Below are 20,934 nucleotides of genomic sequence, written 5' to 3'. Positions count from 1 at the left end.
CTAACGATTAGAAGCGGTAGTGAGCAAATGCACGGTTTGCTTCTGCCATTCTGTGGACGTCTTCACGTTTCTTAACTGCTGAACCAGTATTGTTAGCAGCATCCATAATTTCGTTTGCAAGACGTTCATCCATAGTATGTTCATTACGTAAACGAGCGTAAGAAACAAGCCATCTTAAGCCAAGAGTAGTTCTTCTTTCTGGGCGAACTTCAACTGGGATTTGGTAGTTAGAACCACCGATACGGCGAGCTTTAACTTCCAAAACTGGCATAACATTGTTCATTGCTTCTTCAAAAACTTCAACTGGTTCTTTACCAGTCTTATCTTGAATAATACCAAAAGCATCGTAAAGAATTGAAGATGCCTTTGCCTTCTTACCATCAATCATTAAGTGGTTAATTAATTTAGTAACCAATTTAGAGTTATAAACTGGATCTGCTAAAACATCTCTCTTAGCAACATTACCTTTTCTAGGCATTAGTAGTCCCTCCTATTTAACTGTTTTAACCTTTCTTAGCACCGTACTTAGAACGGCCTTGTTTTCTACCATCAACACCTGCAGTATCCAAAGCACCACGAATGATGTGGTAACGAACACCAGGAAGGTCCTTTACACGACCACCACGAATTAAAACAACGGAGTGTTCTTGCAAGTTATGACCAATACCAGGAATGTAAGCAGTAACTTCGATTAAGTTTGAAAGACGAACACGAGCGTACTTACGTAAAGCTGAGTTAGGCTTCTTAGGTGTCATAGTACCTACACGAGTTGCAACACCACGCATTTGAGGTGCTGGGTTGTAGTTCATCTTTTTCTTCATGCTGTTGTAAGCATAGTTTAAAGCTGGTGAATCAGATTTAGTCGTCTTTGAGTGACGGCCTTTTCTAACCAATTGGTTAATTGTTGGCATTAAAATTTCCTCCTAAAATTGTTCACACATCCGGGAGTTTCTTTTTTGACCTCACGGATATCATGTTTTTAATAGCACAATGGCTAGTGTAACATGATTTTTTAATTCCGTAAACATTTTAAAAAAAATTTTTTAATTTTGCGTATATAAATATTGGAGGTTAAAAGATGTCAAACTCATTTATTTATATATTTAATTTTGTAATTGGTAGTATCATTGGTTCCCATCTACTAGTAATTGTTCAGCGATTTGAGACGGAGAACTTTATAACAGATAAATCTCATTGTGATAACTGCCAAATTCCGCTTACGCTTCTCAACCAAATACCTATTTTTTCTTTTCTAAGATATCAAGGGAAATGTTTCTTCTGTCACGCTTATATTCCTATTGAAACTTTTTATTGTGAAATTTTAGGTGGCCTAGCTTTCATGCCTTTAAATCCGCTTGCTAACCAAACTTCATACTTTTTCATCATTTTTATTTTTTTAATTAGTATTTTCGATTACATTGATCAATCTTTTCCAGTTCAAATCCTTATTCCACTTATTGCGATTGTAGTATTTAAAATTCCTTACTCTACTTCTAATTACACTACAATCGAATGGATTTTAATTTCTTTTGTTATATTGATCTTCTTAATAATGAATTTGAAAAAGAAATTTGGCTATGGCGATACAATAATTTTTATTATTCTTATCTTTTATTATAATTTCTACATTGCTGAGTATCTTTTCTTATTATCATCCATTTTTCTGATAATCACTCACTTAATTACTCAGAACCAAAAACAATATCCTTTTATACCTTTTATATTCCTGAGCATTATTTTTTATAATTTTATATAAAAAAAGTCTATTCGCATAAGAGCGAATAGACTTTTTTAACACAAATGTTTAAGTTTTGAAAGGATGATTAGTCAGCTGAGCCTTTATCTTTCTCTGCATCAGCTGCGGCTAATTTCTTCTCAATATCAGCTATAGAATAAACTGACTTTTTCTTTTCATCTTCAGGAACGTCAACCTTAGGTTCCATTTCACGGTAAACAGGCATACCAGTACCGGCAGGAATAATCTTACCGATAATAACATTTTCCTTAAGACCAAGTAATGGATCGTTCTTTCCACGAATAGAAGCATCAGTAAGAACACGAGTAGTTTCCTGGAATGAAGCTGCAGACAAGAAACTGTTAGTTTCAAGAGCGGCCTTGGTAATACCAAGAATTACACTTTGTGCTGTTGCAGGAATACCACCAGAAATAATTACTTCACGGTTTCTTGCCTTAAATTCACCAATATCCATCAATTCACCTGGTAAGATATCAGTTTCACCTGGATCAAGAATACGAACCTTTTGAAGCATTTGACGTGCCATAACTTCAACGTGTTTATCAGCAATTTCTACACCCTGCATTCTATAAGCTTTTTGAATTTCACTTAGAATGTATTTTTCAGTAGTCAATGCATCACGTACACGAATCAATTCTTTAGGATCGATAGAACCAAGAGTCAATTTATCTCCACGTACAACATGGTCACCTTCAGCAACTGCTACAGATGCAGTATATGGTACATCATAAGTACGAGTATCTGTTTGACCTTTTACAGTAATTTGACGAGTGTGTTCTGCTGGATCTTCTTCAATTGAAGTTATTTCACCAGTTACTTCAGAAATTGTTGCACGTCCCTTAGGGTTACGAGCTTCAAACAATTCTTGAACACGAGGTAAACCTTGAGTAATATCTGCAGCACCAGCAACACCACCGTTGTGGAAGTTACGCATAGTTAACTGAGTACCAGGTTCACCGATAGATTGAGCAGCAACAGTACCTACTGCTTCACCAACTTCAACATCGTCACCAGTAGCAAGGTTCATACCATAACATTTCTTACATACACCGTGTTGAGTGTTGCAAGTAAACACGGAGCGAATAGTTACTTCAGTGACGCCAGCATCAACAATCTTATGAGCCATATCTTCATCCATCAAGACATCTGCTGGGCAGATAACTTCATGAGTTTCTGGATCATAGACACTCTTAGAAGTATAGCGGCCTACTAGACGATCAAATAATGGTTCAATCATTTCATCGCCTTCAGTAATTGCATGAACAGTCAAGCCACGATCAGTACCACAATCTTCTTCACGAATAATAACGTCTTGAGCTACGTCTACCAAACGACGAGTTAAGTAACCTGAGTTAGCAGTCTTCAACGCGGTATCGGTCATACCTTTACGAGCACCGTGAGTGGACATGAACATTTCCAAAACGGATAATCCTTCACGGAAGTTTGATGTAACAGGAATTTCCATCATTCCTCCGTTAGGAGCAGCCATCAAGCCACGCATACCAGCAAGCTGGGTAAAGTTAGAAATGTTACCACGAGCACCGGAATCTGCCATGATTGTGATTGGGTTTCTTGGAGCATGAATTTGAGCAATTTCATTTTGAACAATATCTTTACAATTATTCCAAATGCTAATCACTCGATCATGTCGTTCTTCATCAGTAATCAAACCACGACGATATTGCTTAGAAACCACGTCAACCTTCTTACGAGCTTCTGCCACAATATCGTCCTTATCAGTAATTGTAGGAATATCTTCAACACCAATAGTCAAACCAGAAGTAGTACATACAGTGTAGCCTAATTCCTTCAAGTCATCCAAGAAATCAGAAGTTCTTTGAACCTTATAATCCTTGTAAATTTGAGCAATAGAATCTGATAAGAAACCTTTCTTAAAGGCCTTTCCAAGTTTCATATTATCTAGCTTTTCATGGATATCTTCACCTGGTTGCAAGAAATATCTTTCATCTACGGGATGGGTAAGATTTTCTTGAGTAGGATCATTAATATAGAAGAAATCCTTAGGGAAAATTTGGTTGAAGACTAACTTACCATAGGTAGTTACAAAAATTCCGTGTTCATATCCCTTTGGCCATGGCTTTTCAGGCATTGAATCAGCTGCTAAACCAATGCGAGTATGGTAGTGAATATCACCATTTGCATATGCAATAGCTGCTTCAGCTGGTGAGTCAAAAATCATACCCTCGCCTTCGCGACCACGTTCTGCTTGAGTTAACCAGTAATTACCTAAAACAATATCCTGAGAAGGAGTAACAATTGGCTTACCATCCTTAGGAGCCAAGATATGGTGAGCAGCAAGCATAAGCAAACGTGATTCTGCTACAGCTTCATCAGATAATGGAACGTGAATGGCCATCTGGTCACCATCGAAGTCGGCGTTATAGGCTTCACAAGCAAGAGGGTGAAGACGAATTGATTTACCAGGTACCAAAACTGGCTCGAATGCTTGGATACCTAAACGGTGAAGAGTAGGTGCACGGTTCAAAAGAACTGGTCTTTCTTTAATTACATCTTCTAAGATGTCCCAGATATCGTCATCTTCACGATCAATCTTGCGCTTAGCATTCTTAATGTTAGATGCTAAACCACGTTTTACTAATTCATGCATCACAAATGGCTTAAACAACTCTAAAGCCATTGGACGTGGAACACCACATTGATAAAACTTCAACTTAGGTGAAACATCGATAACTGAACGACCTGAGTAGTCGACACGCTTACCAAGCAAGTTTTGACGGAAACGTCCTTGCTTACCCTTTAACATATGAGAAAGAGATTTAAGTGGACGGTTACCTGGTCCTACAACTGGACGACCACGTCTACCGTTATCAATTAATGCATCTACAGCTTCTTGAAGCATACGTTTTTCATTTTGAACGATAATTCTAGGTGCATTTAAGTCTAACAATCTCTTTAAACGATTATTACGATTAATTACACGTCTATATAAATCATTCAAATCAGAAGTTGCGAAACGACCACCATCAAGTTGAACCATTGGTCTTAAATCAGGCGGAATAACTGGAATACAATCCATAACCATCCATGAAGGCTTATTACCTGAATTCTTAAATGCATCTAAGATATCTAATCTTCTGATAGCACGAGTTCTCTTTTGACCAGTAGCAGTCTTTAATTCTTCTTTTAAATCATGAACTTCTTTGTCAATATCTACTTGTTCAAGAAGTTCCTTTACAGCTTCAGCACCCATCTTAGCTTCAAAACGGTTACCGAATTTTGCTTTCTTTTCACGATATTCAGCTTCTGTAAGAAGTTGTTTATCTTCAAGATCAGTATCACCTGCGTCAATTACAATATAAGCAGCAAAATATATTACTTCTTCAAGTGCACGAGGTGAAATATCTAACACTAATCCCATACGAGATGGAATACCTTTGAAATACCAGATATGTGAAACTGGTGCAGCTAATTCGATGTGGCCCATACGTTCTCTTCTAACTTTAGCAGAAGTAACTTCTACACCACACCGGTCACACACAATACCGCGATAGCGAATACCCTTGTACTTACCACAAGCACAAGACCAGTCCTTAGTTGGTCCGAAAATTCTTTCATCGAACAAACCATCTTTTTCTGGTTTCAAAGTACGATAGTTGATAGTTTCTGGCTTTTTAACTTCGCCATAAGACCAACTTCTGATCTTGTTTGGAGAAGCCAAACCAATTTGCATACTTTCAAACTTATTTACGTCGATCAAAAGTTTAACCTCCTATTACTTAGAAACCTTATCATCAGATGAAGTTGAAGAATCACTCTGATCTACAGGTTCAGCTGACTTGTCATCTTTCTTTGCAGCTTCTTCGGCCAACTTCTTCTTTTCTTGTTGTTCAGCAAGCTTAGATAAAGTGTCAATGTTGAAGTGATCATTAGAATCATCGTCCATATCACGTAATTCAATTTCCTTGTGATCCATATCTAAGACTTTAATATCCAAACCTAAGGATTGAAGTTCCTTAACAAGAACTCTAAATGATTCTGGAACACCTGGTTTTGGAATTCTTTCACCCTTGACAATAGCTTCATATGCCTTAACACGACCAACAACATCATCTGACTTGTAAGTCAAGATTTCTTGCAATGTGTATGCAGCACCGTAAGCTTCAAGAGCCCAAACTTCCATTTCACCGAAACGCTGACCACCAAATTGTGCTTTACCACCAAGTGGTTGTTGAGTAACAAGTGAGTAAGGCCCAATTGAACGTGCGTGGATCTTATCATCAACCATGTGAGTCAACTTCAAGTAGTACATAATACCTACTGAAACACGGTTATGGAATGGTTCACCAGTACGTCCATCGTAAAGAACAGTCTTACCGTCTTTACCAATACCAGCTTCACGAACCATGTTCCACATATCATCTTCAGAAGCACCATCAAATACTGGAGTGGCAACATGAATACCTAATTGCTTAGCTGCAATACCTAAATGTAATTCAAGAACCTGTCCAATGTTCATACGTGAAGGCACACCCATTGGATTCAAACAAATGTCTACTGGACGACCATCTGGCAAGTATGGCATATCTTCTTCAGGACAAACTAAGGCAATAGTACCCTTGTTTCCGTGACGACCAGACATCTTGTCACCAACTTGAATTTTACGCTTTTGAACGATGTAGACACGAACCATCTTGTTTACACCAGGTGGCAATTCGTCTCCTGCTTCACGCGTGAAGACTTGTACGTTTTGAACAATACCGCCACCACCATGTGGTACACGTAAGGAAGTGTCACGAACTTCACGAGCCTTTTCACCAAAGATAGCGTGAAGCAAACGTTCTTCAGCTGATAATTCAGTCACACCCTTTGGAGTAACTTTACCAACTAAGATATCACCGTCTTGAACTTCGGCACCAATACGTACAATACCTTCTTCATCGAGGTCTTTAAGCGCATCTTCACCAACGTTTGGAATTTCACGTGTAATTTCTTCAGGTCCAAGCTTAGTATCACGAGCTTCTGATTCATAGTCTTCAATATGGATAGATGTGTAGACATCATCTTTAACCATACGTTCAGAAATCATAACGGCATCTTCATAGTTGTACATGTTCCAAGTCAAGAAAGCAATAATTGGGTTTTGACCTAGAGCTAATTCACCGTTTTCCATTGCTGGACCATCGGCAATAACTTCGTCAGCTACTACTCTTTCGCCTTGCTTAACAGCTGGTGTTTGGTTGTAGTTCTTAGTTGCATTTGATCGACGGAATTTTTCAAGAACATACTTATCTAAAGTATCGTCGTCTCTTCTAATTCTAATTTCGTTTGCATCAACGTATTCAACTACACCAGGTGCTTTAGCAACTAATGCATCTCCAGAGTCATGAGCAGCACGGTATTCCATACCAGTACCAACAATTGGAGCATGTGGGTTAATCAATGGAACAGCCTGACGTTGGTGGTTAGCACCCATCAAGGCACGGTTAGAGTCATCGTTTTCAAGGAAAGGAATACATGCAGAAGTTACTGAAACTACTTGCTTAGGAATAACGTCCATATAGTCAATCTTATCAGGAGTAACTTCAAGGTTATCTTCCTTATGACGAGCTAAAACGATCTTATCCTTGAAAGAACCGTCTTCATTTAATGGAGCGTTGGCACCAGCAATAATGTAATTATCTTCAACATCAGCAGTTAAGTAATCAATCTTGTCAGTAACCTTGTGAGTATCCCAAGAAACACGACGGTATGGTGTTTCAATAAAGCCATACTTATTAACAATAGCGTAAGTTGCTAAAGAGTTAATCAAACCAATGTTAGGTCCTTCAGGAGTTTCAATAGGACATAAACGACCATAGTGAGTATAGTGCACGTCACGAACTTCGTACCCAGCACGGTCACGAGACAAACCACCAGGTCCTAAGGCAGACATACGACGTTTGTGAGTTAACTCACCAAGTGGGTTGTTTTGGTCCATGAACTGTGACAATTGTGATGAACCAAAGAATTCCTTAACTGAAGCAACAACAGGACGAATGTTAATTAATTGTTGTGGTGTAACTGTAGAAATATCTTGAATTGACATTCTTTCACGCACAACACGTTCCATTCTTGCTAAACCAATTCTAAATTGGTTTTGAAGTAATTCACCTACACGACGAATACGACGGTTACCTAAGTGGTCGATATCATCAGTAGTTCCGATGTTATCTTGAAGGTTAAAGAAGTAGTTAATTGATGCCAAAACATCAGCTGGAGTTAAGTGCTTAACGTCATCAGCAATATGACCGTTAGACATTAACTTAATTACACGTTCAGGATCAACCTTAGAATATACTTTAATTTCTTGAACTGTTACTGGGTCAGGTAAGACACCTTCCTTTGAAGGTTCATAAGTTACCATCTTAAAGTCGTCACGATCTAAGTAAGGTGACAATTTATCAAGAATTTCATGAGTAACAACGTCACCCTTTTTAGCAATGATTTCACCAGTATCAGGGTCAGCTAAAGTTTCAGCCAAAGTTTGTCTTAATAACCGATTCTTTAAAGAAAGTTTCTTATTGATCTTGTAGCGACCAACAGGAGCTAAATCGTATCTTCTTGGATCAAAAAATCTAGCATACAAAAGCGAACGAGATGAATCAGTTGTCTTAGGTTCACCTGGACGTAATCTTTCGTAGATATCCTTTAAGGCTTCGGCAACACGAGAGTCAGCAGGATTTTTGTGGATATCTTTTTCTAAAGTGAAACGAAGTGAGTCACTTTCACCAAACATATCAGCAACTTCACTATCAGATCCAAATCCTAAAGCACGAATTAGAACTGTTAATGGAAGCTTACGAGTACGGTCAATACGAACATAAGCTAAATCCTTAGCATCAGTTTCATATTCAAGCCATGCACCACGGTTAGGAATAACTGTAGCACCGAAAATTTGGCGACCATTTTTATCAAAATCTGAATGGTAGTAAACACCAGGAGATCTAACAAGCTGAGAAACAATAATTCTCTCAGCACCATTAATAACGAAAGTACCTGAATCAGTCATTAATGGAAATTCTCCGAAGAAGACATCTTGAGTCTTAATTTCTCCAGTTTCATGGTTGGTTAACTTTAAAGTTACATGAAGAGGAGCAGAGTAATTTGCATCGTGATCACGTGCTTCTTCAAGAGTGTATTTTGGCTTCAGAAGTTTGTAGTCAACAAACTCTAAAGAAAGTTTTCCTGAAAAGTCTGAAATCGGCATAATGTCGTCAAACATTTCACGAATACCTTCATTAAGAAACCACTTGTAAGATTGCGTTTGCACATCAGTCAAGTTAGGTAACTTCAATACTTCTTTAATTCGAGAGAAGCTACGTCTTGTCCGGTGACTACCGTAGTTCACAGCGTGTCCTAACAAAGAAAACATCCTTTCTTATATAAGAATCTAAATATTACATTTGTGTTACAAATTGCAAAAAGTCAAAATTTGGGTACAAAAAAACAAAAACAACATAATAGTCGTTTTTGTTTTATCATCTCGCTGGACAATAGATCAGCGAAATCCTGAATTTCAGCCTTTTAAACGTTTTGTATTTTACACTTATATTACTAATTTGTCAAAAAGAACTAGTTTTTAACTAAAGGCTTATCTTTATCAACAATTGTAAATTTTAATTTACCTTGATGAGCACCAACTTTAACTGTTTGACCAGCTTTAATCTTTTCACTAATTAAATCTTCTGCAATTACATCCTCAAGTTCATGTTGAATTGCACGGCGCAAAGGACGGGCTCCCATTTCTGGATCAAAACCGTCTTTGGCTAACACATCTAAAGCTGCTGGAGAAATCTTTAAAGTAACTTCTTTTCGAGCTAAGCGACTAATCAAATGACTAGTCATTAAACTAACAATTTCACGCAATTGTTTCTTAGTTAAACTATCAAAGACAACTGTTTCATCAATTCTATTCAAAAATTCTGGTCTAAAGAACTGTTTAACTGCTGCTGTAACCTTTTCTTGCTGAAGTTTATTTTTATCTTCGTTATCAGCCGCAAAGCCAACTGTCTTATCTTCTTGTAAGCTGCGCGAACCAAGGTTAGAAGTCATAATAATGATTGTATTTCTAAAATCAACTTTTCTTCCCTTTGAATCAGTTAAGAAACCCTCATCTAAAACTTGCAGCAATAAATTGAAAACATCTGGATGAGCTTTTTCCACTTCGTCTAACAGAATTACTGAATATGGATTACGTCTTACACGTTCTGAAAGTTGTCCACCTTCTTCATAGCCTACATAACCAGGAGCAGAACCAATTAACTTGCTTGTAGCTACTTGATCCATATATTCAGACATATCAACACGAATAATATTTCTTTCTGAACCAAAGACTGCTGCTGCCAATGCTTTTGCTAATTCAGTCTTACCGACCCCAGTAGGTCCTAAGAACAAGAAAGAACCGATTGGACGATTCTCATCCTTAATCCCACTTCTACTTCGTCTAATTGCACGACTTACTGCACTAATTGCCTTATCTTGTCCAATTACGCGTTCATGCAAAATACTTTCGAGGTGAGCTAAACGTTTCGTTTCACTCTTCTTCATTCGAGTAACTGGTACGCCCGTCCATTCTGATACAATCTGGGCAATTTTATTTGAATCAACAATAGATTTTTTAGAGTTCTTGTTCTCTACTCTGGCAATTAATTTATCCCGATCTTGCGTAAGCTTATTTTCTTCATCACGTAATTTAGCTGCTTGTACAAAGTTTTGATTTTCAGCTGCCTCTTCTTTTTGGTGAATAACATCATTAATTTGGGTATCTAACTTAGTCAAGCGTGGATCAGCCTTACCAACTGCTTGAATCTTGACTGCTGCACTCGCCTCATCAATTAAGTCAATTGCCTTGTCAGGTAAAAAGCGGTTAGCAATATATCTTGTTGAAAATTCGACTGCATCTTTAATTGCTTCATCTTCAATTTTTACATTGTGGAATTTTTCATATTTAGGACGTAATCCCTTTAAGATATCCACTGTTTCTTCTTTTGATGGTTCGCCAATTTTAACCTGTTGAAAACGTCTTGCCAAAGCTTGATCTTTTTCAATGTACTTTTGATATTCATCAAAAGTAGTGGCACCAATCATTTGAATATCACCGCGTGCTAAAGATGGCTTCAAGATATTTGAAGCATCAATGGCACCTTCTGCTCCACCTGCACCAATCAAGGTGTGCATTTCATCAACAAATAGAATCACAGAACCATCTCGTTGAATTTCTTTTAGAATTTTCTTCATTCTATCTTCAAATTCACCGCGATATTTAGTCCCAGCAATTAGACTTCCCATATCTAGTGCCATGACACGTTTTTTAGCTAAGTTATCCGGAACCTCACGATTTACAATTGCAGAAGCTATTCCTTGTGCAACTGCTGTCTTACCAACTCCGGGTTCTCCAACTAAAACAGGATTATTCTTAGTTCTTCGAGATAAAATTTGAATTACTCGCTTTATTTCTTTATCTCTACCAATTACTGGATCAATTGCACCCTCGCGTGCACGTTTATTTAAATTTACACTTACTTTATCTAAATTAGGTGTCAGTGACTTGCCTTTTTTAGTTCTAGTTGCAGAAGAAACATCAAAAATATTGTTTGCTTCTCCAGAATCATCCATGAAACTATCATTAATATCTTGACTTAAGTCACGTGGTTCTACACCAATATTTTTCAAAATTAAACTTGCCAAAATTTGGTCACTAGCTAATAACCCCAGCAAAATATGCTTTGTTTCAATTTGAGGAGTGCCTAATTCATCAGATTTTTGCTTAGCAAAATTCAAAACTAAGCTTAAGCGTGGTGACATTTCCATATATGTAGCTTTGGGACTTGAACCATAGCCAGTATATCTTTCAATTTCTTCTCGCACTAAGGTTGGTGTTACGTTTCTTTCACGCAAAAGCTTACCGGCATCTCCGTTAGCTTCAATTACTAAAGCAAGCAAAACATGCTCCGTTCCAATAATTCGATGGTGAAAGTTTTGTGCTTGCTCTTTAGCAATTTCAAGAACATTCTTTGCACTATCACTATATGATTTTTCCATTCTGCACCGCCTTATTTCTTTTAAGATCATACTACAATCTTTAGACAAATATCTTACACTTACAATTAGTAAATGTAAACTATTTGATATTTCATGAACATTATATACAAAAAAGTTCGTCTTTCTAGCTTAAGACGAACTTTTTAATAAAAATAATATTCAATCGGGATGACAGGATTTGAACCTGCGACTTCTACGTCCCGAACGTAGCGCTCTACCAAGCTGAGCCACATCCCGAATATCAAAAAAGACTCACACTTCGGTGAGTCTTTTATACTGGAGCGGAAGACGGGATTCGAACCCGCGACCCCCACCATGGCAAGGTGATGTTCTACCACTGAACTACTTCCGCAGTACATTTACTAGTATAGCAAAACATCATTCGATTGCAAGTACTTTTTCTGAAAAAATCAAAAAAATAGACCATCTTCAAAGACAGTCTATTTTTAAAGCTATTTATTCTTTTTCTTCAAATCTTCTTATACTTCTGCATCAACATCTTCAACCTTTTCAGGACGCATTGTTGGGAAGAGCAATACATCACGGATAGCTGGAGCGTCAGTTAAAAGCATTACCAAACGGTCGATACCGATACCTAAACCACCTGTAGGAGGCATACCGAATTCCATAGCACGGATATAATCTTCATCAATCATATCAGCTTCATCGTTACCAGCTTCGCGTTCTTCCATTTGTTCTTCAAAACGGTGACGTTGATCAACTGGATCATTTAACTCTGAAAAGGCATTTCCGTATTCCATTCCTAAAATAAAGATTTCGAAACGATCAGTAAATCTTGGATCATCTGCATTCTTTTTAGCAAGTGGTGAAATTTCTACAGGGTGACCATACACAAAGGTTGGATCAACAATAGTCTTCTCACAAAATTCATCAAAGAAAGCATTAATTACATGACCAACTTTCCAAAATGGTTCAGTATGAATTCCATGTTCTTCGGCGATCTTCTTAGCTTCTTCGTCAGTCATTTCTTTCCAGAAATCGACACCAGTCTTTTCCTTAATTAGGTCAACCATATGAACACGGCGGAATGGCTTACCTAAGTCAATATCAGTACCTTGGTAGTTAATCTTACCGTCTGGAGAAACAACTTTAGCAGCTGCTCTGATAATTTCTTCTGCTTCATCCATGACATCGTGGAAATCCCAGTAAGCAGCATAAGTTTCAAGCTCAGTAAATTCAGGATTGTGGCGAGTATCAACACCTTCGTTTCTGAATACTCGACCAATTTCATAAACTCTCTCCATACCACCGACAATCAAACGCTTCAATGGAAGTTCCAAAGCGATTCTCATATAAAGATCAATATCTAAAGCGTTGTGGTGAGTAATAAATGGACGTGCTTCAGCACCACCTGGAATATTGTGAAGAACTGGAGTTTCAACTTCCAAGAAGTCTTGCTTATTTAAGTAGTTACGAATAGCTTGAATAATTTGAGTACGATGAACAAAACGCATGTAACTTTCGTGATTAGTAATCAAATCAAGATAGCGTTGACGATAGATTTGTTCAACATCTTTTAAACCATCCCATTTATTAGGTAAGGGACGAAGAGCCTTAGATAAGAAAGTAACGTGAGTTGCACGAATAGTTAACTCACCAGTATCAGTTTTCATTACTTCGCCATCAATACCTAAGAAGTCACCAATATCTGATTTCTTAAAAATCTTGTAGTTGTCTTCGCCAACAATATCTTTACGTACATAGATTTGAATCTTACCAGTACGGTCATAAAGATCAGCAAAACCTACTTTACCCTTACCACGTTTTGCAAGCATACGACCTGCAATTTTGGTCGTAGGCATATCTGCATTTAATTCATCTTTATCTTCTTTACTATACTTTTCATTTAAAGTACGAGCTAAATCTTGACGATCGAACTTTCTTACACCAAAAGGTTCAATGCCATTTTCACGCATTTCGTCCATTTTTTCACGACGAACAATTAGTTGGTCGTTCATTTCATTCTTTGCCACTCTAAAAACTCCTTCTATCGATTAAATTGCTTTTGTCTTGCTTCATATTTTTCCACAAAGTCATCCAACAAGTCAAAAACTTCTTGTTTCGTCCAAACATCATTTATTTTAGCACGGGTTCGAGCTGAACGGGGAATTCCTTTTAAATAATAAGCAGCTTGACGTCTAAATTCCGGTACAGCAATTTTTTCACCTTTAAGATCAATTAAACCATTTAACTGTTCTTTAGCAGTTGCTACCTTTTCTTCAACTGTTTGTGGGCGTAGTTTTTCACCAGTGTCTAAATAGTGAACCATGTCTTTAATAATCCATGGATTGCCTAAGGCTGCTCTACCTACCATTACTGCGTCAGCTCCAACATCTTCAAGCATTGCTTTTGCTTTTTCAGGTGTTGTAACATCCCCATTACCAACAAAAGGTATGGTTAATGCATCTGCAACTTCCTTCAGGGTTTCCCAGTCGGCTTCTCCCATGTACATTTGCTTTCTTGTACGTCCGTGCATAGCTACAGCACTTGCACCAGCTTCTTGAGCAGCTAGTGCATTTTCAACTGCAAATATATGCTTTTGATCCCAGCCAGTTCTCATTTTAACCGTTACAGGCTTGCTTACATTCCGGACTACAGCATGAACCATCTGATAAATCTTATTTGGGTCTAACAACCAGCGAGCTCCAGCATCAGTCTTAGTTACTTTTGGCACAGGACATCCCATATTGATGTTGATGATATCAGCGGCAGTATGAGTATCCACATAATGAGCAGCTTCAACTAAAGTTTCTTCACTTCCGCCGAAAATTTGAATACTCATCGGATGTTCCCTAGGATCAACTGTTAACATCTCTAAAGTCTTTTTATTGCGGTAAATAATTCCATGATCCGAAATCATTTCACAAACCACTAGGCCTGCGCCAAATTCTTTACATACTACTCGGAAAGCAGCATTTGAAATTCCAGCCATCGGTGCAACTACTACACGATTAGGAATTTCAACATCCCTAATTTTCCAACTATCGTTTTTCACACTTGCTCATCCTTTCAAATACCCTAATATCATAGCAAAACTATCCACTACACACCACTTTAATTTGCCTTCTTCAGGACATCTTTTAATTCATCTTCAGTAAAATGATATTTTTCTTTACAGAAACGGCAAACTAATTCTGCGCCATGATCTTTTTCAATCATTTCTTTTAGTTGTCCTGGTTTAAGTGTAGCTAAAATTTTACTATATTTTTCTTTTGAACAATCACAAGAAAACGCAACATTTTCTTTAGCTAAAATCTTGCAATCAGTTCCTAGGATCCTTTCGGCTAGATTTTCAGGTGACATCCCATCTAGGAATAAAGTTGAAAGATTAGGAAGAGCTTTAATTCTCTTTTCCACTTGAGCTAATTGTTCGTCAGTTGCTCCTGGCAATGCCTGTAATACAAAACCACCCGCAGCTCCAATACTATTGTTTGGTTCAACAAAGACAGACAAACCTACTGCTGAAGGAATTTGTTCAGATTTTGCTAAATAATATGTGAAATCTTCCGCAATTTCTCCACTAACAATTGGAACTTGACCAGTATAAGGTTCTTTTAATCCCTGATCTTTTGTCACTTCAAGCCAACCTTCACCAACAGCTTTGGCTACATCAATGTGTCCATCTTTTTTAGGTGGAAGAGCAATATGCGGATTTTGGACATATCCCTTAATAGTCAAGTCAGCTTTTGCTGTTACAACAGTTGCTCCTACTGGGCCATTTCCAAGCAGTCTAACTGTTAACTCATCTTTATCTTTCAATAAGGCCGCCGATAAAAGTAATCCACCAATTAAAGTTCTACCAAGCACAGCTGAAGATGCGCTCCAAGTATCATGTCTTTTTTGAGCTTCACTTACTAACTCTTTAGCATTAACCGTAATTAATCTTAAATTTTTAGTTTTATCAATTGCTTTTACTAAATAATCGTTCATTTTTCTTTCTCCTAAAAAATAAAGCCTATAAAACATAGACTTCATTCTTTAATTAATACTTTTTCTTTTCTAAATAAAATTAAATACAACTAATAGGATTATACCTATGATACTTGTTACAGCGCCAATAAGCAATTTAATACTTTCGATATTACTAAATTTTATCTACTTAAAAAAATACACTTCTCAATAATTAGCTTCGAGAAGTGTATCTGATAATTAATCTTTTTTATTCTTCTTTAAAAACAAAGTAAATACGATTAAGGAAATAATACCGATAATGCTCAAGAGAGCACCTACTAATACACCTGGTGTTCTATATTTCAATGTGATTTGATGAGTTCCTGGTTTCATCTTTAATCCAATAAATACACCCAAAGTACGATTAATTTTAACTGGTTTTCCGTCTACTTTAACTTGCCAGCCCTTACTATAAGGAATAGTAGTTACTAAATTTTGATTTTTATTAATTTTAACTTTACCAGCTACATATCCATCTTCAAAACTTGTGAATTTCATTTCCCTTTCGTGCGCTTTTTTGACTTTATCATGTAAAGCTGAAAAGTCGATATTCACAAATTTAGGGTATTTAAGAATGAACTTGCCACCCTTTCCATCTACGGTCATTTTAATATCAACTTTTCCATTTTTATCAGCTTGAACGCCAATTAATTGGTCCGTATATTCTTGAAGTTGAACTTGTTTACCGTTTATAGTCACACTAAATGGAGGACGATAATCAGGATTTTTATTCCATTGATAATTATTTAAAGCAAGCACTAATTGCATCAAATTTTTACTAAAACGAATATATCCCACCTGGTTAGGCTTTAGATTATCATAGGTGAACCTCATCGTCCCAGGACGCTCTTTATCATATCTCTTAATTGTGAAATATTTTTGTTCAGTACGCTTAGTAATCTTCTTATGTTTCTTTATGACATGATATTTTACTTTACCATATTTCACTGACAAGTTATTTGTTGTAATCCGTGCCTTTTTATTACTATAATCCAAAACATTAGACTTAGATTGAGTCAAAGAATTTAAAACTAAGTTTTGATTATAAACAGGATTTTCATCTTTAAACTTTAATTTATTAGATAAATTACCAGCAAAGGCAAATGGAAGTGTTTCATTTCGATACACAGTTTTATCGCCCTGTTTTAAAATAACTGGTCTAGTTTTTAAATCATCTCTTAAACCATAGTTAACATATTCTGGTGAAATACTTTGATTAGTCAAAGAACTGTTAATAAAGCTCTTAACATTAAAGATAGCATCAGTAACTACAGTACCCGTTTGATAGTAATAGAAGTATCTAAATGTTGAAAATCCCAAATCAGTCATCAAACTACTAATTCGTGAATCATTATTAGATGAAAATTCTTCTACCCCACGATAGTTAAAAGTATATCCTTCACCGCGATCATTATTTAATTCATAATTTTTAGCGATTCTACCTGTCTTATCAGCTGCCGGAATCTTAGAAATTACTTCACTGTTTTCTGCAACATATTTAGGATAATAATCACTCTTCATTCCCAAATGGCTAAGACCAGTATATGCGTTTCCCGATAATTCAACTAATCCAACCAATATTAGAATAATTCGAACAAAGTTTTTATTTGAGAAGTAAATTAATAGTCCAAAGAGCAGTACTAAAGCTACAGCTATCCATTCATAAAAATTATTTGGTCCGATTCGACGACGAATATACACCGTCATCAAACTCAATAATAAATAAATAGTGGTAGCTATAATTCTATCTTTTTTCTTAAAGTTCTGATATGACAGCTCTTTTGCTGCTAAAAGTAAAATCCAAAATACGATTAAAAAACTAAAACGATAAGGGTAAGCAATAGTTTGTTGTCCACCATGCCAGAATAAGTATAATGGACGCACGATAATACTTAAGACAAATATAATTCCAATTATCAAATTAGTGATTCTGGCTTTAACTGAATTACGAGAATCAATAAAGTAGATAATAAAAATTATGGCAGCTAATGTACCTACAAAAATTGGTGGCCAATCATTGTAAGTATCTCCAATAAACAGTCTGGATACTGTTTTTCCCCCAGTAATAAGGAGCTTAATATTAAAATTCGAATTAAAATCCGACTGTGCTAATTTATTACTTGAAAGATTAAATAGAGTTGGTAATAGGACTATTGCACTAATTAAACCACTAATAATAGAACTGATCGCAAAATTCAAAAACTGATGGAAAAATAGTTTAATGTCTTTAAAATTATTGATTGTATATGCTAGGAAAATAATTACCATAAAGATACAAATCATGTAACCAATATAGTAATTAAATATAATGGCACAAGCCAGTAAAATACTGTAAGTAAGCCATTTATTAATCTTGATTCCTCTAACCAAAGCATAAGTGATTAAAGGCAACAAAATTAATCCGTCAAACCACATGACATTTCCAGCATAAGCAACTGAATAGCCACTTAAACTATATGCGATTCCTAAAAAAATGGCATAGGCCTGATATTTAAAGTTAAACCATTTTAAAATGAGCCAAGTAAATGTACCACTCATCAAACCTAGCTTAAACAAGATTATTACATAAACAGCAATATTGATTTTATTTGCAGGAAAAAGAAAAACTATAAAATTTAATGGACTTAAGACATAGTAAGCAATGTTACCAGCCATATCTCCACCTAGTCCATTGGAAAAAGTATACCCAGCACTTGCCCAATTTCCTAAAACTAAATGACGATAATATTGAAAGAAAGATAAATACTGATTAGGTAAATCTCCTCCATACAATACTCCCCCAAAGATTGGATTACAATCAGTGAAAGTAGATAAAAGGAAAAAGAGCACCATAGTTGTCAAACAACTTATTAAGCTTAATTTTAAAATCTTTTTGTCTTTTTTACTTAAATATTTCATTCTTAATACCAAAAAACTCCTTTCTAAAATCTGTAATTTCAGTATTAGAAAGGAGTATAAACATCACTCTTACAATAAACTCTTACTTATCCTTGTTTTCATCTGAATTGTGTTCGTCAGAATTCTTCTTTTCAGATGGTGGGTTAAGTGGAATATCGTCAATATTCTTATGATCATCAGGAAGTGGATGAACGTCTTCTTTGTCATCCTTATTTTCAGTTTCTTCTCTTTGTTGATCCTTCTTTTCCATTGCAGCTTTTGCTTCTTCATAAGTTGAAGCTTTGGACTCACTTGGAAATTCATTCTCATCATTTTCTGGCATCTTACCAGTCTTAAATAATGAAAGAATTTGCTTTTCGTTTAAAGTTTCATACTTGAGCAATGCTTCTGCAATAATCTTATGAGTTTCACGGTGGCTCTTAATGATATCAACTGCTTGTTTGTGACCTTCATCAAGAATTTCTTTAACAGCTTCATCAATCTTAGCAGCTGTAGCCTCACTGTATGGCTTAGTTCCATAAGGTACTTGCATACTTGGAGATTCAAGTTCAGTCATACCAACGTCAGTCATACCATATTGAGTAACCATACCACGAGCAATGTTAGTAGCTTGTTCAAAGTCGTTTGAAGCACCAGTAGATTTATCACCAACAACTACTTCTTCACCAGCACGACCACCCATTAAACCAGCAACTTGTTCCATTAATTGCTTCTTAGTGATGATGTTTTCATCCTCTTTTGGAAGCATAATGTTATATCCACCAGCACGGCCTCTAGGTACAATCGTAACTTTACGAACAGTTCTAGAATCGCTCAGGACTAAACCAACAATTGCGTGTCCTGCTTCATGGTATGCAACACGTTTTCTTTCTTCAGGAGAAATAACAGTGTCTTTCTTAGCTGGTCCAGCAATAACGCGGTCTTCTGCCTCATCAATATCAGATGCTGTAATTTCAGTCTTATTACGACGAGCGGCAACTAAAGCAGCTTCATTTAAAACATTTTCAAGATCAGCACCAACAAAACCAGGAGTTTGGCGTGCTACTTCTTTTAAGTCGACATCTGGAGCTAAAGGCTTATTCTTAGCATGAACCTTTAAGATAGCTTCACGTCCCTTAACATCTGGACGACCAACTAAAACCTTACGGTCAAAACGGCCAGGACGAAGAAGTGCCGGGTCAAGAACATCTGAACGGTTAGTAGCTGCCATAACAATGACACCTTCATCACCTTCGAAACCATCCATTTCAACCAACAATTGGTTTAAAGTTTGTTCTCTTTCATCATGACCACCACTTACGCCGTTACCACGTTTACGTCCAACGGCATCAATTTCATCGATAAAGATGATACTTGGGGCGTTCTTCTTAGCCGTTTCAAATAAGTCACGTACACGAGAGGCACCGACACCGACGAACATTTCTACAAAGTCTGAACCAGAAATTGAGTAGAATGGCACGCCAGCTTCACCAGCAACCGCACGAGCAAGTAAAGTTTTACCAGTACCAGGAGGGCCCTCAAGAAGAACACCAGCTGGAATTCTAGCACCTAGCTTAGTATATTTTGCTGGATTCTTTAAGAATTCAACAATTTCAACTAACTCTTGCTTTTCTTCTTCTTCACCAGCTACATCTGAGAATCTAACCTTATTTTTACTTGGGTCTTGTGGCTTAACATGAGATTTTCCAAAGTTCATCATGCCGCCACCACGACCCTGTCCGCCTTGGTTCATCATCATCCAAAGCATGACAATAAAAATCAAAGTTGGGACAAGCATAACAATGGTAGAAATCCAAGTTCCAGATTGAGATTCACCCTGACCAGAAATTGATGCTCCGCTCTTTTGAGCAAGATCTGAAACTGTCTTAACCATTGAGTCATTTTGAAGCATCGTAGTACTGAAACGAGTTACTTCACTACTACTTTGTGAACTTGGAATAAGTCCAAATCCAGTATTATTTTGATTCTTTGATTTTTGAGCTTTCTTATAAGATCCAGTAACCGTATATACACCATTTGATGGTTGTACATTGATACTCTTGACTTTACCCGCTTTTAAATCCTTTACTAATTGAGAATAACGGATATTTTCTGTGGAACCATTACTACCTGAGCCCCCTACGGCCCAATTGATTCCAGCCAAGAGGATCACGAATACTATGATATAGAAAAGACCGTTAGAAAGCAGTCTATTTCTTCTATTTTTCATCTATAAACCTCCGCGACACTTCTTGGAATTACTCCAA

The 20,934-nt window shown here is 36.7% G+C and carries 11 protein-coding genes and 2 tRNA genes; 1 reads left to right on the top strand and 12 read right to left on the bottom strand.

Annotation, left to right across the window (positions count from 1 at the left end; translation table 11 throughout):
- Positions 1-7 precede the first annotated feature (7 nt).
- Both rpsG and rpsL read right to left on the bottom strand, forming a co-directional pair.
- Positions 8-478: a 30S ribosomal protein S7 gene (gene rpsG, locus LGAS_RS01410; RefSeq protein ID WP_003647837.1), complete on the bottom strand. Its 471-nt coding sequence runs from the start codon at positions 476-478 to the stop codon at positions 8-10.
- A 25-nt stretch (positions 479-503) separates the two neighbouring features.
- Positions 504-911, bottom strand: a complete 408-nt coding sequence (gene rpsL, locus LGAS_RS01405) for a 30S ribosomal protein S12 (protein ID WP_003647838.1) — start codon at positions 909-911, stop codon at positions 504-506.
- Between the two features lie 167 nt (positions 912-1,078).
- Here rpsL and LGAS_RS01400 point away from each other — a divergent pair, with 167 nt between their 5' ends.
- On the top strand, positions 1,079-1,756 hold the full coding sequence (locus LGAS_RS01400) for a prepilin peptidase (protein ID WP_003656623.1): 678 nt from the start codon (positions 1,079-1,081) through the stop codon (positions 1,754-1,756).
- Between the two features lie 67 nt (positions 1,757-1,823).
- Here LGAS_RS01400 and rpoC read toward each other — a convergent pair whose 3' ends face one another.
- The 10 genes from rpoC to ftsH form a co-directional block, all read right to left on the bottom strand.
- Entirely contained in the window at positions 1,824-5,495 is a 3,672-nt protein-coding gene (rpoC, locus tag LGAS_RS01395) for a DNA-directed RNA polymerase subunit beta' (RefSeq protein WP_003656624.1), read from the bottom strand.
- Between the two features lie 15 nt (positions 5,496-5,510).
- On the bottom strand, positions 5,511-9,149 hold the full coding sequence (rpoB, locus tag LGAS_RS01390) for a DNA-directed RNA polymerase subunit beta (protein WP_011678765.1): 3,639 nt from the start codon (positions 9,147-9,149) through the stop codon (positions 5,511-5,513).
- Between the two features lie 200 nt (positions 9,150-9,349).
- Positions 9,350-11,818 carry an ATP-dependent Clp protease ATP-binding subunit gene (locus LGAS_RS01385; RefSeq protein ID WP_003651773.1) on the bottom strand — a complete coding sequence of 823 codons (2,469 nt, stop codon included), beginning with the start codon at positions 11,816-11,818 and terminating at the stop codon, positions 9,350-9,352.
- 163 nt (positions 11,819-11,981) lie between these two features.
- Positions 11,982-12,055: transfer RNA gene (locus tag LGAS_RS01380), tRNA-Pro, on the bottom strand.
- Positions 12,056-12,095: 40 nt separating this feature from the next.
- Positions 12,096-12,170, bottom strand: a tRNA-Gly gene (locus tag LGAS_RS01375).
- Positions 12,171-12,297: 127 nt separating this feature from the next.
- Positions 12,298-13,812, bottom strand: a complete 1,515-nt coding sequence (gene lysS, locus LGAS_RS01370) for a lysine--tRNA ligase (protein WP_003647839.1) — start codon at positions 13,810-13,812, stop codon at positions 12,298-12,300.
- 14 nt (positions 13,813-13,826) lie between these two features.
- Positions 13,827-14,834 carry a tRNA dihydrouridine synthase DusB gene (dusB, locus tag LGAS_RS01365; protein ID WP_003647840.1) on the bottom strand — a complete coding sequence of 336 codons (1,008 nt, stop codon included), beginning with the start codon at positions 14,832-14,834 and terminating at the stop codon, positions 13,827-13,829.
- Between the two features lie 59 nt (positions 14,835-14,893).
- Positions 14,894-15,769: an Hsp33 family molecular chaperone HslO gene (gene hslO, locus LGAS_RS01360; RefSeq protein ID WP_003651891.1), complete on the bottom strand. Its 876-nt coding sequence runs from the start codon at positions 15,767-15,769 to the stop codon at positions 14,894-14,896.
- 219 nt (positions 15,770-15,988) lie between these two features.
- Positions 15,989-18,688 carry a YfhO family protein gene (locus LGAS_RS01355; RefSeq protein WP_003656630.1) on the bottom strand — a complete coding sequence of 900 codons (2,700 nt, stop codon included), beginning with the start codon at positions 18,686-18,688 and terminating at the stop codon, positions 15,989-15,991.
- Between the two features lie 82 nt (positions 18,689-18,770).
- Positions 18,771-20,897 (bottom strand): ATP-dependent zinc metalloprotease FtsH, encoded by a 2,127-nt coding sequence (gene ftsH / locus LGAS_RS01350; RefSeq protein WP_003651888.1) that lies wholly within the window; start codon positions 20,895-20,897, stop codon positions 18,771-18,773.
- Positions 20,898-20,934 lie beyond the last annotated feature (37 nt).

The organism is Lactobacillus gasseri ATCC 33323 = JCM 1131, assembly GCF_000014425.1.
GTDB lineage: Bacteria > Bacillota > Bacilli > Lactobacillales > Lactobacillaceae > Lactobacillus > Lactobacillus gasseri.
Note: the sequence above shows the minus strand (reverse complement) of the source record. Positions and strands in the feature narration are given on the sequence as shown.

Excerpts from the sequence above, each read along its gene's own strand:
- rpsG (WP_003647837.1), bottom strand. The coding sequence starts at position 478 with ATGCCTAGAAAAGGTAATGTTGCTAAGAGAGATGTTTTAGCAGATCCA.
- hslO (WP_003651891.1), bottom strand. The coding sequence starts at position 15,769 with ATGAACGATTATTTAGTAAAAGCAATTGATAAAACTAAAAATTTAAGA.
- rpoB (WP_011678765.1), bottom strand. The coding sequence starts at position 9,149 with ATGTTTTCTTTGTTAGGACACGCTGTGAACTACGGTAGTCACCGGACA.
- LGAS_RS01355 (WP_003656630.1), bottom strand. The coding sequence starts at position 18,688 with ATGAAATATTTAAGTAAAAAAGACAAAAAGATTTTAAAATTAAGCTTA.
- LGAS_RS01400 (WP_003656623.1), top strand. The coding sequence starts at position 1,079 with ATGTCAAACTCATTTATTTATATATTTAATTTTGTAATTGGTAGTATC.
- LGAS_RS01385 (WP_003651773.1), bottom strand. The coding sequence starts at position 11,818 with ATGGAAAAATCATATAGTGATAGTGCAAAGAATGTTCTTGAAATTGCT.
- ftsH (WP_003651888.1), bottom strand. The coding sequence starts at position 20,897 with ATGAAAAATAGAAGAAATAGACTGCTTTCTAACGGTCTTTTCTATATC.
- rpsL (WP_003647838.1), bottom strand. The coding sequence starts at position 911 with ATGCCAACAATTAACCAATTGGTTAGAAAAGGCCGTCACTCAAAGACG.